At 72.2% G+C, this 11,881-nt stretch carries 11 protein-coding genes; 6 read left to right on the top strand and 5 right to left on the bottom strand.

Features of this window, described 5'->3' with window-relative positions:
* The first annotated feature begins 190 nt into the window (after positions 1-190).
* The 3 genes from FIV43_RS09705 to FIV43_RS09695 all read left to right on the top strand — a co-directional run bounded on the left by FIV43_RS09705 (position 191) and on the right by FIV43_RS09695 (position 4,479).
* The gene (locus tag FIV43_RS09705; protein WP_141013967.1) at positions 191-1,483 is read left to right on the top strand and encodes an HNH endonuclease signature motif containing protein; all 1,293 of its coding nucleotides are present in this window, start codon (positions 191-193) and stop codon (positions 1,481-1,483) included.
* A 27-nt stretch (positions 1,484-1,510) separates the two neighbouring features.
* Entirely contained in the window at positions 1,511-2,107 is a 597-nt protein-coding gene (locus FIV43_RS09700) for a flavin reductase family protein (protein WP_196781027.1), read from the top strand.
* Between the two features lie 236 nt (positions 2,108-2,343).
* Positions 2,344-4,479, top strand: coding sequence for a DEAD/DEAH box helicase (locus tag FIV43_RS09695; protein ID WP_141013966.1), 2,136 nt, complete (start codon positions 2,344-2,346; stop codon positions 4,477-4,479).
* A gap of 79 nt (positions 4,480-4,558) precedes the next feature.
* On the opposite strand, the gene FIV43_RS09690 is transcribed toward FIV43_RS09695, so the two are convergent.
* On the bottom strand, positions 4,559-5,314 hold the full coding sequence (locus tag FIV43_RS09690; protein WP_141013965.1) for an SDR family NAD(P)-dependent oxidoreductase: 756 nt from the start codon (positions 5,312-5,314) through the stop codon (positions 4,559-4,561).
* A 119-nt stretch (positions 5,315-5,433) separates the two neighbouring features.
* Between FIV43_RS09690 and FIV43_RS09685 the strand changes: the two genes are divergently transcribed.
* The 3 genes from FIV43_RS09685 to FIV43_RS22290 are packed head-to-tail and all read left to right on the top strand — an operon-like array spanning position 5,434 to position 6,967.
* The gene (locus tag FIV43_RS09685; protein ID WP_141013964.1) at positions 5,434-6,057 is read left to right on the top strand and encodes a TetR/AcrR family transcriptional regulator; all 624 of its coding nucleotides are present in this window, start codon (positions 5,434-5,436) and stop codon (positions 6,055-6,057) included.
* A gap of 14 nt (positions 6,058-6,071) precedes the next feature.
* Complete coding sequence (locus FIV43_RS09680; protein WP_196781026.1) at positions 6,072-6,848, top strand: alpha/beta hydrolase fold domain-containing protein; 777 nt, start codon at positions 6,072-6,074, stop codon at positions 6,846-6,848.
* Positions 6,773-6,967 carry an alpha/beta hydrolase fold domain-containing protein gene (locus FIV43_RS22290; protein WP_231123893.1) on the top strand — a complete coding sequence of 65 codons (195 nt, stop codon included), beginning with the start codon at positions 6,773-6,775 and terminating at the stop codon, positions 6,965-6,967. Before FIV43_RS09680 ends, FIV43_RS22290 begins: the two co-directional genes overlap by 76 nt.
* A gap of 31 nt (positions 6,968-6,998) precedes the next feature.
* Here FIV43_RS22290 and FIV43_RS09675 read toward each other — a convergent pair whose 3' ends face one another.
* From FIV43_RS09675 to FIV43_RS09660, 4 genes are all read right to left on the bottom strand, one after another.
* Positions 6,999-7,601: a CGNR zinc finger domain-containing protein gene (locus FIV43_RS09675; RefSeq protein ID WP_141013963.1), complete on the bottom strand. Its 603-nt coding sequence runs from the start codon at positions 7,599-7,601 to the stop codon at positions 6,999-7,001.
* A gap of 733 nt (positions 7,602-8,334) precedes the next feature.
* The gene (gene egtD / locus FIV43_RS09670) at positions 8,335-9,318 is read right to left on the bottom strand and encodes an L-histidine N(alpha)-methyltransferase (RefSeq protein WP_141013962.1); all 984 of its coding nucleotides are present in this window, start codon (positions 9,316-9,318) and stop codon (positions 8,335-8,337) included.
* Positions 9,315-10,631 (bottom strand): ergothioneine biosynthesis protein EgtB, encoded by a 1,317-nt coding sequence (egtB, locus tag FIV43_RS09665; RefSeq protein ID WP_141013961.1) that lies wholly within the window; start codon positions 10,629-10,631, stop codon positions 9,315-9,317. The genes egtD and egtB overlap by 4 nt, the downstream gene beginning before the upstream one ends.
* Before the next feature lie 111 nt (positions 10,632-10,742).
* A complete protein-coding gene (locus FIV43_RS09660) occupies positions 10,743-11,876 on the bottom strand; it encodes a helix-turn-helix transcriptional regulator (RefSeq protein ID WP_141013960.1) in 1,134 nt (377 codons plus the stop codon).
* Positions 11,877-11,881 lie beyond the last annotated feature (5 nt).

Here is an 11,881-nt window from a genome sequence, read left to right as displayed (position 1 = left end):
GGCTGTTCGCTCGGTCAGTGCCCACGCGGCACACAAGTCCCAGAACGGGCCAGGAGCTGCGGACGATCTGTGGAAAACAGGCTCTGACCTGCAAGAACGGTTCCACAAACCTCTCGGCAGGGGTCGAACTGGTGTTCGAGATCACGTAGAATCGGGGCATCTGCTGCACCTGTCTCGGAAGGTTCTCCCGATGTCGCTGACCGGCACCCGCACCCCGCTGGGCGAGGCGGTCGCGGTGTGCCGGGACGCGCTGGGTGAGGTCGCGGAGCGTCAGCCCGGGTTCCTCACCATGCCCGAACGTGAAGCGCTGTTGACCGGGCTGGTCGCGTTGGAGGCGCAGGTGGTGGAGCTGCGGATGCGGGTCCTGGCTGGCTCGGCCGACATCGCGGACGCGCATGGGGCGAGAGATGTCGCGGGGTGGGTGGCGTTGCGGACCGGCGCCGACCCCGGCCGGTTGCGTGCGGAGTCGAAGGTCGCCACCTCGATCGACGAGTCTTGGCCGCGGGTGGGGGTGGCGATGGCCCGCGGAGCGTTGAGTCTGGAGCAGGCCAGGGTGATCACCACCGGGCTGGACGCCCTGCCGGCGCGGATCGACGATGAGGCTCGGACCCGGGCCGAGGTGCATCTGGTCGGGTTGGGGACCGGGGAGCGTGAGGACGCACCCGAGGGTGGGTACGGGCCAAGGCATCTGCGGATGCTGGCCGAGCGGGTCCTCGACGTCGTCGCACCGGAGATCGCCGAGGAGGAGGACGCGAAGCGCCTCGCGGCGTTGGAGGCCGCCGCGCACGCGAAGACCAGCCTGCGGATGCGGCCGATGGGTGAGGGTCTGACTCGGATCACCGCCCTGGTGCCCGACCCGATTGCTGCCCGGTTGGCGACGTATCTGGATGCGTTCACGTCGCCGCGCCAGCACCACGCGGGCGCGGGAGGGAATCCGGATGCGGAGCGGTTGCCGCAGCACCGGGCCCGGGGTCTGGCGTTCGGGGCGTTGTTGGAGCACCTCGACCCCGCGAAGCTGCCGGTGCATGGTGGGGATGCGACCACGGTGATCGTGACGATCGACCACGACCAACTCACCCACCACCTCGGCACCGCTGGCCTGCTCGACCCCGGTCACGACAACGGTGGGGAGCTGCGGATCAGCGCAGACCACGCCCGCAGGTTGGCGTGCACCGCCAAGATCCTGCCCGCCGTCCTCGGCGGCAAGTCCGAAGTCCTCGACCTCGGGCGGGCGCGGCGGTTGTTCACCGCCGCGCAACGCACCGCCCTCGGCCTGCGCGACAAGACGTGCCGCGCCGAAGGCTGCACCATCCCCGCACGCTGGTGCGAAGCCCACCATCTGGACCCCTGGTCGAAAGGCGGCCGCACCGACCTCGCCGACGGCCTACTCCTCTGCAACTTCCACCACCACCGCGAACACGACCCCGCCTCCACCACCACCCGACTGGCCAACGGCGACCGCAGATACCACCGACGAACCTGAGCCGCGGGCGCCTCCTATGCTGGCCCGGTGAGCGTCCGCACCGTCTTCGACCCCGCCGATGCAGGGGTGAACGCCTACCGGCTGTTGACCGCCCTGGTCGTGCCCCGTCCGATCGCCTGGGTCACCTCGCTGTCCGCCGACGGCGTGCTCAACCTGGCGCCGCACTCGTTCTTCACGGTCGCCTCGGCGCGTCCGCCGATCGTGCAGTTCACCTCGGTCGGCCACAAGGACACGTTGCGCAACGTGACGGCGACCGGGGAGTTCGTGGTCAACTTCGCCTCCGAGGCGCAGACCGAGCTGATCAATGCCAGCTCCGCGCCGTATCCGCCGGAGGTGGGGGAGGCGGACGTGCTCGGCATCGAGACCGTGCTCTCCGAGCGGGTGGCACCGCCGCGGGTGGCCGCCTCGCCGGCGTCCATCGAGTGCCGGCTGCACTCCACGGTGCCGCTGGGGGAGTCGACGCTGGTGCTCGGCGACGTCGTGGCGATCGGGGTGGACAGCGAGGTGCTCGACGGAGATCACCCGCGCTTCGACCTGTTGCGACCGATGTCCCGGCTCGGCCGCGACGAGTGGGGACTGCCGCCGGCGACGACCCGGCTCACCCGGCCCACTCGCGCCGACTGACCCACTCGTGCCGGCCGCAGGTTCTCGCCGCGGCGCGCTGTCCGCAGAACACGCGATCTGCGCACGACACTGCTAAGATCGCGGCACGCCGCTCGCTGAGGACCAGCCCTCGCCGGACCAGCAGGCGCTGCAGCACGCAGCGGCAATCGCAAGGGTCGAATGATCCAGCACGTCTGGCGGACCCGCCGCGACGTCGTACGACGTCATCGGGTCGGGCCGCCTCAGGAAGGACACCTGTGGCTCGAGGAGGCCAGCGCTCGTCGCAGCAGCGGCGCAGCCGAGGCGGCAACGCCAACAAGTCGGGGCAGAAGCACCGCAACGAAGAGGGGATCATCCCGGTCCTCGCGCGGGTCGTGCGCGAGGTCGAGTCGGCCGTCCAGCGCCGGTCCACGGTGCTCTCGGTGCGGACCAAGTTCCAGGTCGTCGCCCTCCTGGTGCGCGAGGAGCGCACCAGGGTCAAGTCCGACCCGTCGCTCTCGGACTCCCGTCGCGGCGAGGAGCTCAAGCGGCTCGACGGCATCGCCACGATCCTCGCCCAGACCGCTGCGCGGGACTCCACCCTGTTCACGCTGCTCGGCGAGGACGCCGAGATCTCCGACGACGCCAAGCACCTGCGTCGCGAGCTGTTGGCGAAGGCCGGGATCGAGGTCGCCGAGGAGGAACCCGAGCCGGTGCCGGACGAGGCCACCATCGCCTCGTCCGCCCGCCGTGTGGTCCCGACGTCCGTGGCCGCGCGGCAGCTGGCCAGCCCGTTCCTGGTGCCGGACTTCGACGGTGCCCGCGCGCCCGTCCGGCCTCAGCGCCTGGCCGGCTGGGAGCTGCTCGAGCCGCTGTTCCGGTCCTTCGAGCGGGCCCCGGAGGGGTCGGCCGCGGTGATGGAGCTGCCCGAGCCGACGTCGCTCTACACCGCGTCCGGCCGCGAGCTGATGCACCACCAGGCGCAGCTGGTGGCGTCGGCGAGCGCCGGCCACCGCACCTTCCTGCTGGCCGACGAGCCCGGCCTGGGCAAGACCGCGCAGGCGTTGCTGGCCGCCGAGGCCGCTGACGCGTTTCCGCTGCTGGTCGCCGTGCCGAACGTGGTGAAGACCAACTGGGCGCGCGAGGTCGCGCTCTGGACGCCCCGGCGCAACGTGACCGTGGTCCACGGTGACGGCGAGGACGTCGACGGGTTCGCCGATGTCTTCGTGGTGAACTACGAGATCCTGGACCGCCACATCGGGTGGCTCGGCCGGCACGGCTTCCGCGGAATGATCGTGGACGAGGCGCACTACATCAAGAACAAGACCTCGCAGCGCTCCCAGCACGTGCTGGAGATCGCGGACCGGATTCGGACCCGCACCGTCAACCCGCTGATGATGGCGCTCACCGGCACCCCGCTGATCAACGACATCGAGGACTTCCGCGCGATCTGGCAGTTCCTCGGCTGGATCGACGAGAAGGTCCCGCTCGGGCCCCTGATGGCGGCGCTGGAGGAGACCGGACTGACCCCGGCCGACGCCGGCTTCTATCCCGCGGCGCGCCGGATCGTGGTCGACCAGGGCATCGTGCGACGTCGCAAGATCGACGTGGCCGCAGACATCCCGGCCCGCCGTGTCGCCGACCTCCCGGTCGAGCTCGAGGGTGAGGCCGGTCGCTCGATCCGCAAGGCCGAGGCCGAGCTGGCCCGCCGGATGGTGGAGCGGTACGACGTGGCGCTGGCCACCCGGCGCCAGGGCTCGGTGGTCGAGGGGATCGACCACGACCTGGTCCGTCAGGTCGCCACCTGGGAGCGCGAGGACAACGCCGCCAAGACCGGCGAGAACGTCTTCGAGATGCTCCGCCGGATCGGCCAGGCCAAGGCGGGGCTCGCGGCGGACTACACCGCGCAGCTGGCGCGCAACGTCGGCAAGGTGGTCTTCTTCGCCAAGCACATCGACGTGATGGACGCGGCTGCCGAGACGTTCGCGCAGCGCGGCATCCGCTACGCGTCGGTGCGCGGCGACCAGAGCTCCACGGTGCGTCAGAAGGAGATCGACTCCTTCGTGAACGACCCCGACGTCTCCGTGGTGGTCTGCTCGCTGACGGCCGCGGGGGTCGGCCTGAACCTCCAGGTGGCCTCCAACCTGGTGCTCGCCGAGCTCTCCTGGACCGACGCCGAGCAGACCCAGGCGATCGACCGGGTGCACCGGATCGGTCAGACCGAGCCGGTGACCGCGTGGCGGGTGATCGCGACCCAGACGCTGGACACTCGGATCGCCGAGCTGATCGACCGCAAGGCCGGTCTGGCCGCGCGTGCCCTGGACGGTGCCGGCGAGACGGTGGAGACCTCGATCGACGTCCAGACCGAGGCCCTGGTGGCGCTGCTCACCGACGCGCTGGGTCAGCGCGGCTGACGGTCCCGTCCGGCGCAGCACGAAGGGCAGACCCCGCCCGGCGGGGTCTGCCCTTCGTCGCGGTCGGGGACCGACCGGATCAGGACGCGGCGTACCCGCCGTCGACCAGGTGGTAGCTGCCGGTGATGAAGGTCGCGGCGTCGGAGGCGAGGAAGGCCACCAGCGCGGCCACCTCCTCGCTGGTGCCGAGGCGTCCGGTGGCGTGCTTGTCGGCCAGTGCCTGCTGGGTGTCGGCGTCGAGGTTCGCCTCGAGCAGCGGGGTGCTGATGAACCCGGGACCGACAGCGGTCACCCGCACGCCCGCCGCGCTGTGCTCCAGCGCGGCGTTCTTGGTCAGGCCGAGGAGGCCGTGCTTGGCGGTGACGTAGGCCGAGGAGCCGGCGATGCCCACCGAGCCGAGCACCGAGGCCACGTTGACGACCGCGCCGCCCCCGTTCCCCTCGATCGCGGGGATCTGGGCGCGCATGCCGTAGAAGACGCCGTTGAGGTTGATCTCGATGACCTTCGACCAGCTCTCCAGCGGATACTCGGCGACCGGGGCGTCCGCGCCGCCGATCCCGGCGTTGTTGACCGCGATCCGCAGGGGCGCGAGCTCTTCGGCGGCCGCGACCATCGCCTCGGCCACGGCCGGGTCGCCGACGTCACCGACGAAGGGGGCGGCGCGGCCGCCGTCGTCGACGATCTCGGCGGAGACGCGCTGGGCGGCCGCGGGGTCGATGTCGGCGATCAGGACGGCGGCACCGTTGGCGGCGAGCAGGCGGGCGATCGACTCGCCGATCCCCGAGCCGGCGCCGGTGATGATCGCGGACCGGTCCGCGACGTCGTAGGTGGCCATGGTTCTCCTCCGTTCTCGGCTCCGCTGCGGTGCGGAACCGGATGGTTCTATCCGACAAATGTCGGTTATCTATCTAACCATCAGATGTCGGATAACATTCCGGCGGAGAGGGTGGTGGGATGGACGCACGTCGACGTCGCAGCCGGGACCGGCTGCACCGGGCCGCGCTGGAGCTCGCCGGCAGCAGGCCGCCCGGCGGGCTCACCATGACCGCGATCGCCGCCACCGCCGGAGTGCACCGGACGACGGCGCACGAGCACGCCGCCGCCCCCGGTGAGCTGGTGCGGGCCGCGTTGGCCGAGGAGCTCGATGAGCTGCGCAGTGGTCTGCCGGCCGTCGGGGACGGCCCCGACGAGGTCGCCAGGTCGGTGACCAGGGTGACCCGGGGCGTGGTCGAGCACGTGGCGCGCCACGCCGCGGTCTACCGCGCGGGTCTGAGTGCCGACGAGCCCGCCTACGGCCTCCACGAGATGCTCTCCGAGCACTTCCGTGAGTCCAGCAGGATCCTCCGTGAGGTCGCCGGGGTCCGGGCGCAGGTGGACGTGCCCGGCCAGGACCCGGTCGAGGTGGCTCGCGCGGCCGAACGGTTCATCGCCGACGGCACCGTCGGCCTGCTGGCCGACTGGGTGCAGGGCGAGCGGCTCTCGGTCGAGGAGTTCCTCCGCCGCTACGTCGCGCTGCTCCCGACCTGGTGGCCGCGCGACCTCGCGCTGGTCGCCGGCGCCTCAGGACGACTCGGGTGACGCGGATGCCTCGGGTGGCACCGCAGATCCTGGCCGCCTATCGGCGCACCCCCACCCAGCTGCGGTCGCCGTGGCTGCTGACGCCGTTCGACCTCTCCGGCCCGCGCACACTGCAGCTGCTGCGCCGCCGCACCGCGGTCGGTGGCACCGGCGAGCACGTCGAGGTGGTGCCACCGGGTCGTGCCACCCCGTCGGGCGCGGTGCTCTGGTTTCACGGGGGTGGCCACGTCGCCGGCAGCGCCGAGGCGGATCGCGGCTTCGTGCAGGACCTGGCGGGTCGACTCGACGCGGTCGTGGTGGCGGTCGACTACCGGCTCGCCCCGGAGCACCCGTTCCCGGCGGGCCTGGAGGACGCCTACGCCGCCCTCGACGACCTGGTACGACGCAGCGCCGGCCTCGGCGTCGACCCGGACCGGATCGCGGTGGCCGGTGCCAGCGCCGGGGCCGGCCTGGCGGCCGCGCTGTGCCAGTTGGTCCGGGACCGCGGCGAGCACCGGATCTGCTTCCAGGCGCTGCGCTACCCGATGCTGGACGACCGGACGCGGCCGGCGCGGCGGGGACGGCACTACGTCTGGTCGGCCCGCTCCAACCGCTACGCCTGGGAGTGCTACCTGGGGCGTCGCGGCGACACGGACCCGTTCCCCCGCCCCCGCCGCGCTATGCGGCGCCGGGTCGGATGGACGACCTCGCCGGTCTGCCGGCGGCCTGGATCGGCGTGGGCGACGCCGACCTCTTCCACGGCGAGTGTGTGGCCTACGCCGAGCGGCTGCGTGCGGCCGGTGTGCCGGTGACCCTCGACGTGGTGCCCGGGATGTACCACGGTGCCGACGGTGTGCGGCCGGACGCGCCCCTGGTGCGGGACTTCCTCGGCCGGGAGCGTTCGGCCCTGCGAGCCGCCACCACGCCGTGAGGTCCGCCCGGCCGCGTCGCCGGGGAGCGGTCTATCGGGTGGTGTCGGGTGCGTCGGCCTTGTGACGCAGGTAGTAGCGGGCGACCCGTGTCCGGTTGCCGCAGATGCTCGGCATGCACCACCGCCGGTTGGGGTTGCGGGGGAGGAAGAGCATCACGCAGGCGGGTGCGTCGCAGAGGCGCACCTTCCGGATGTCCGGGGTGGTGACCAGGTCGATCGTCGCCTGGGCGAACGAGGCCGCCAGCAGGGTGGCGAACGGCCCGGTCCGGTGGCTGTCCGCGACGAGGGCGTCACCGTCCCAGCGTGCCTGCGGGGCGGCGGGCGCGGCGCGCAGCGCCCGGTTCAGTCCGGAGAGCGCGGTCCGCGGCGGTCGTTTGCCGTGCCGAGCGGGTTCGACGATGGCGACGGCGTGGTCGCGCACCGCCCTCAGCCGGTCGGCGGCGGCATCGGTGAAGGACGCCTCGGTGACCTCGATGTCCAGTCGCTCGGCGTGCGCGGCCAGCCACGTGGCGCGTTCGTCCGGGTGGTCGAGCAGGTCGACCCAGGTGTCGTCGAAGAACATCCGGGTGTTGACCAGGTCCAGCGCCGGCGGCTCGGTCAGCAGGACCGGCCAGAGCGGGGAGGGTGGCTTCACCTCACTAATGCTACAGACCGCCCAGTCAGTATGTGACTAATGGGTTGATTAGTCCTTGACACATTAGAAATGCCGTGGTGGCGTAGGGCCCCGACAAGCGTGGCGAGCAGGCCCTGGCGCCCCTCGTCCCGCATCCACAGCGCGGCACGCACCCACAGAGAGGCACCGAACGATGAGCGAGACCACCACGAGCCGGGGCCCGCGGGCCCGTCGATCGGCGGGCGCGGGCGCGGCGGCGGCCGGGATGGCCGCTCTGCTCCTCCCGGGGGTCGCCTCAGCGCAACCCGGTGGCGACCGCGACGGCTCGGTCGACGGGGCCGAGCCGTCGCCGTACTCGGTCACCAGCTATGTCGGGTCGGTCGCCGACGATGGCTCCGGCGCGCTGATCATGCGCTGGGACGACGACTTCGACCAGGTCACCCACTACGCCCGGTTCCACTCCTACGGGGAGGAGCTGGTCCTGGAGGACCGGCTCTCCGACGGCCGTGGCCTCCAGGCCGAGGTGCGGATCTACCGCGACATGGACCCGGCCGGCACTCCGGGCCGCCGGATCGACACCGACTCCTTCACGGTCGGGCACCACGGCCGGATGAACATCGGCACCGCGGACCGCCACGGCGACATCGCCGAGGGTGCCTGGGTCGCGGTGCGGATCCGCCCGAGGGAGCCTCGACCTGGTCACCGTGGGCCTACGGCATGGCGTGACCCGGGCACGACGACATCAGGGCAGGGGTCAGTGCCGGCGGGCCAGGGTGAGCGCGAAGTCTCCGGCCGGGTCGGTCCACTGCTCGACCACCCCCAGGTCGACGCTGCCCAGCTCGGCAGCGATCTGGTCCGGGGTGAACTTGGTCGAGATCTCGATCCGGATCTCCTCTCCCGCCGCCAGGTCGAGCTCGAGGTCGGCACCGGGCAGGCGCACCCGCTGCGGCACCTCGGCGCGCAGGCGCAGATCCATCCGCCGCATCCGCGAGTCCCAGAACGGCACGTAGCCGAAGGCGTCGGGGTCGAAGTCGCCGCCGAGCTGGGCGTTGAGCACCAGCAGCGCGTTCTTCACGAACTCCTCGGTCACCCCGGCGCTGTCGTCGTAGGCGGAGATCAGCCGGTCCGCCTCCTTCACCAGGTCGGTGCCGAGCAACAGGTGGTCGCCGGGGGACAGCGCGTCCGACAACGCGCCGAGGAAGGCGGCGCGCTCCTCCAGGTAGAGGTTGCCCAGGGTGCCGCCGAGGAAGGCGACCAGCTTGTTCGGATAGCGGGTCAGGTGGCTCAGGTGCAGGGTGAAGTCGCCGACCACGGCGTCCACGCCGACGCCCGGGTAGCGCTGGGCGATCTGCTCGGCGGCCTCGGTCAGGATCTCCGCGGAGACGTCGACCGGCACGAACCGGTCGAGCTGCCCGGCGCCGGTCAGGGCGTCGAGCAGCAGCCGGGTCTTGTCGCTGGTGCCACTGCCGAGCTCGACCAGGGTGCGGGCTCCGCTCAGCGCGGCGACGGCGTCGGCGCGCTCGGCGAGGATCGAGCGCTCGGCCTCGGTCGGGTAGTACTCCGGCAGGCGGGTGATCCGGTCGAACAGCTGCGAGCCGCGCTCGTCGTAGAGCCACTTCGGGGGCAGCGAACGGGGGACCGTTCCGAGCCCGCGGCGGACGTCGGTGACCAGCGCCTCGGCCGCCCAGTCCGGCTCCAGGAGGACCGCGAGGTGCGGAGTGCGGATCCGCGCGTTCATGCCGCACCGCCCTCGGCGAGCCGCACCCCGGAGAGCGCCCACCGGGCGCCGGGCGGGAAGAAGTTGCGGTAGGTCGCCCGGGCATGGCCGGGTGGGGTCAGCGCGCACCCGCCCCGCAGCACCATCTGTCCGGACATGAACTTGCCGTTGTACTCGCCGATCGCGCCGGACGCCGGCTGGAACCCGGGATAGGGCAGGTAGGCGGAGCCGGTCCACTCCCAGCAGTCGCCGAACATCTGGCGGAGGCCGCCGTGCGCCGCGCCCGCTGCCTGCGGGTGGTAGCCGGTGGCGCGGCCGGTGCCGTCCGGACCGTCGACGGTGCGCGCCGCGTGCTCCCACTCGGCCTCCGTGGGCAGCCGTTTCCCTGCCCAGGTCGCGTAGGCGTCGGCCTCGTAGTGGCTGACGTGGGCCGCCGGGAGTCCCGGGTCGACCGGGAAGGTGCCGTGCAACGTGTGCTCGAACCACACCCCGTCGACCTCGGTCCAGTAGAAGGGCGCACGCCACCCCTCGCCGGTCACCTTCGCCCAGCCGTCGGAGAGCCAGAGCTCGTGGCGGCGGTAGCCCCCGTCGGCCATGAACTCCATCCACTCGCCGTTGGTCACCAACCGGTCGGCCAACCGGTACGGCGCCAGCCACTCCTGGTGCAGCGGGAGCTCGTTGTCGAAGCAGAACGCCGTCCCCTCGCTGCCGATCTCCACCAGGCCGCCGTCGAAGGAGACCCAGCCCAACCGGTCCGGCACGCTGGTCGCGCTCGGACGGCCGGCGTACACCGGTTGCAGCGGGTTGCGCGAGAGCACGTGCTTGATGTCCATCAGCAGCAGCTCCTGGTGCTGCTGCTCGTGGTGGAAGCCGAGCTCGATGGTGTCCGCGAGCTTGGTCAGCGTGCCGTCGTCGAGACCGGTGACCAGGTCGCGCATCCGGTCGTCGACGTTGCGGCGGTAGTCGCCCACCTCGTGCGCTCCGGGCCGGCTGATCACGCCGCGGTCGGGTCGGGAGTAGCGCGGTCCGACGCCCTCGTAGTAGCTGTTGAAGAGGAACCAGTACTTGTCCTGGAACGGGGCGAAGCCCGGCTCGTTGTCGGCGAGCACGAAGGTCTCGAAGAACCAGGTGACGTGGGCGCGGTGCCACTTGGTGGGGGAGACGTCCGGCATCGACTGGACGGTCTGGTCCTCCGGCGAGAGCGGGGCGGCGAGCGCCTCGGTGTGCGCGCGGACCGCGTCGTAGCGGTCGAGCAGGGTGGTCGGATCCCAGTCGGCGCCGGGCGGGGCGGGCGCAGCGGGAGCGTGGGCGGACACGTGCAGGTCGTTCGACATGGGTGCACCTCGTGGTGGGGGAGATCCCGTCCTCGCCAACGTAACCGGCGGCGCCGACACCATGCACGGTCCGACCCGGAACGGTGCTCGTCGCGGGCCGGACCGGACGGCTCAGACGAACCAGCCGGACGGGCTGACCGTGCCACCCATCCGCGGCTGGTACTGCTCCACGAAGACCCGTTGCACGAGCTCGCGCCGCGAGCGCACGCCGGCTTTGTCGAAGACCACCTTGAGGTGGTCCTGGATGGTGTAGGCGGAGAGGTGCAACGTGGCGGCGATCTCCTTGGTGTCGCGTCCCTGCAGCACCAGGCGCGCGACGTCCCGCTCGCGGGGGGTCAGCCCGAACGCCCCCATCACCAGGCTGGCGATCTCGGGAGGGCGGGCCCGCTCGATCGTGATCACCACCTCGCCGGCGTGGCCGGAGGCGGAGCTGAGCGGTCCGGCGTGCAACACCAGCCAGGTCCCTCCGGGAGTCCGGATCCGGCACCGCGGGACCTGGTCGACCTCGCCCCGGCCGTAGCGCCGGGCGGCGCCGACCAGCGCGCTGACCGGCGAGAGCGGGTCGCAGGCGTGCTCACCGGTCAGCCACCCGGCCATCCGGTCCGCCAGCCCGCTGCTCAGCGAGGTGATCTCGTCGTGCGGTCCGACGATGATCACCGCCGGTCCCTCGTCGGTCTCCGGCACCGGCAGCGGCTCCTCGGCCAGCTGGCCGAGGATGCCGGTCCGGACGCCGCGGGCGAGCAGTGGCGCGAGCGAGGCCAGGAACTCGATCTCCGTGGCGTCGAACGGCGGGTCGTCGACGCCGCGGAACAGCGCGAGCCCGCCCCAGGACTGCTCGCCGTCGCGGAACACCACCCGCGCCTCGTCGCCGAAGTCGAAGTGCGGGCGCATGAAGCCCGCCATCCGACCCGAGCGCTCCACGTCCCCGTCGGTGACCAGGTGCACGCCCGCCGCGGGGGACTCGGCGCGGGCGAGCTCGCCGAACGCGGTCGGCTCGACGGTGCCGTACTCGATCAGCCCGAACTGGTGGTCGTGGCTGTTGACCGACTTCAGGTGACCGTACTTGCGGGCGCTGGTGAGCAGCCGGGTGTCCGGGTCGTGGGTGCCGACGCACGCGGCGACCCAGGGCACCGCCCGGCCCACGGACTCCACCGCCTCGCCGATGAAGTCCTCCACGGTCAGGCCGGCGCGCGCGACCACGTCGACGTCCTGGCGGACGCGCCGCTCGGTCAGTGCTCGGGCCACCATCG

The sequence above is a fragment of the Nocardioides sambongensis genome, assembly GCF_006494815.1.
Classification (GTDB): Bacteria; Actinomycetota; Actinomycetes; order Propionibacteriales; family Nocardioidaceae; genus Nocardioides; species Nocardioides sambongensis.
Note: the sequence above shows the minus strand (reverse complement) of the source record. Positions and strands in the feature narration are given on the sequence as shown.

Coding starts and splice junctions, on each gene's coding strand:
- FIV43_RS09705 (WP_141013967.1), top strand. CDS start 191: ATGTCGCTGACCGGCACCCGCACCCCGCTGGGCGAGGCGGTCGCGGTG.
- FIV43_RS09690 (WP_141013965.1), bottom strand. CDS start 5,314: ATGGCCACCTACGACGTCGCGGACCGGTCCGCGATCATCACCGGCGCC.
- FIV43_RS09685 (WP_141013964.1), top strand. CDS start 5,434: ATGGACGCACGTCGACGTCGCAGCCGGGACCGGCTGCACCGGGCCGCG.
- egtD (WP_141013962.1), bottom strand. CDS start 9,318: ATGAACGCGCGGATCCGCACTCCGCACCTCGCGGTCCTCCTGGAGCCG.
- egtB (WP_141013961.1), bottom strand. CDS start 10,631: ATGTCGAACGACCTGCACGTGTCCGCCCACGCTCCCGCTGCGCCCGCC.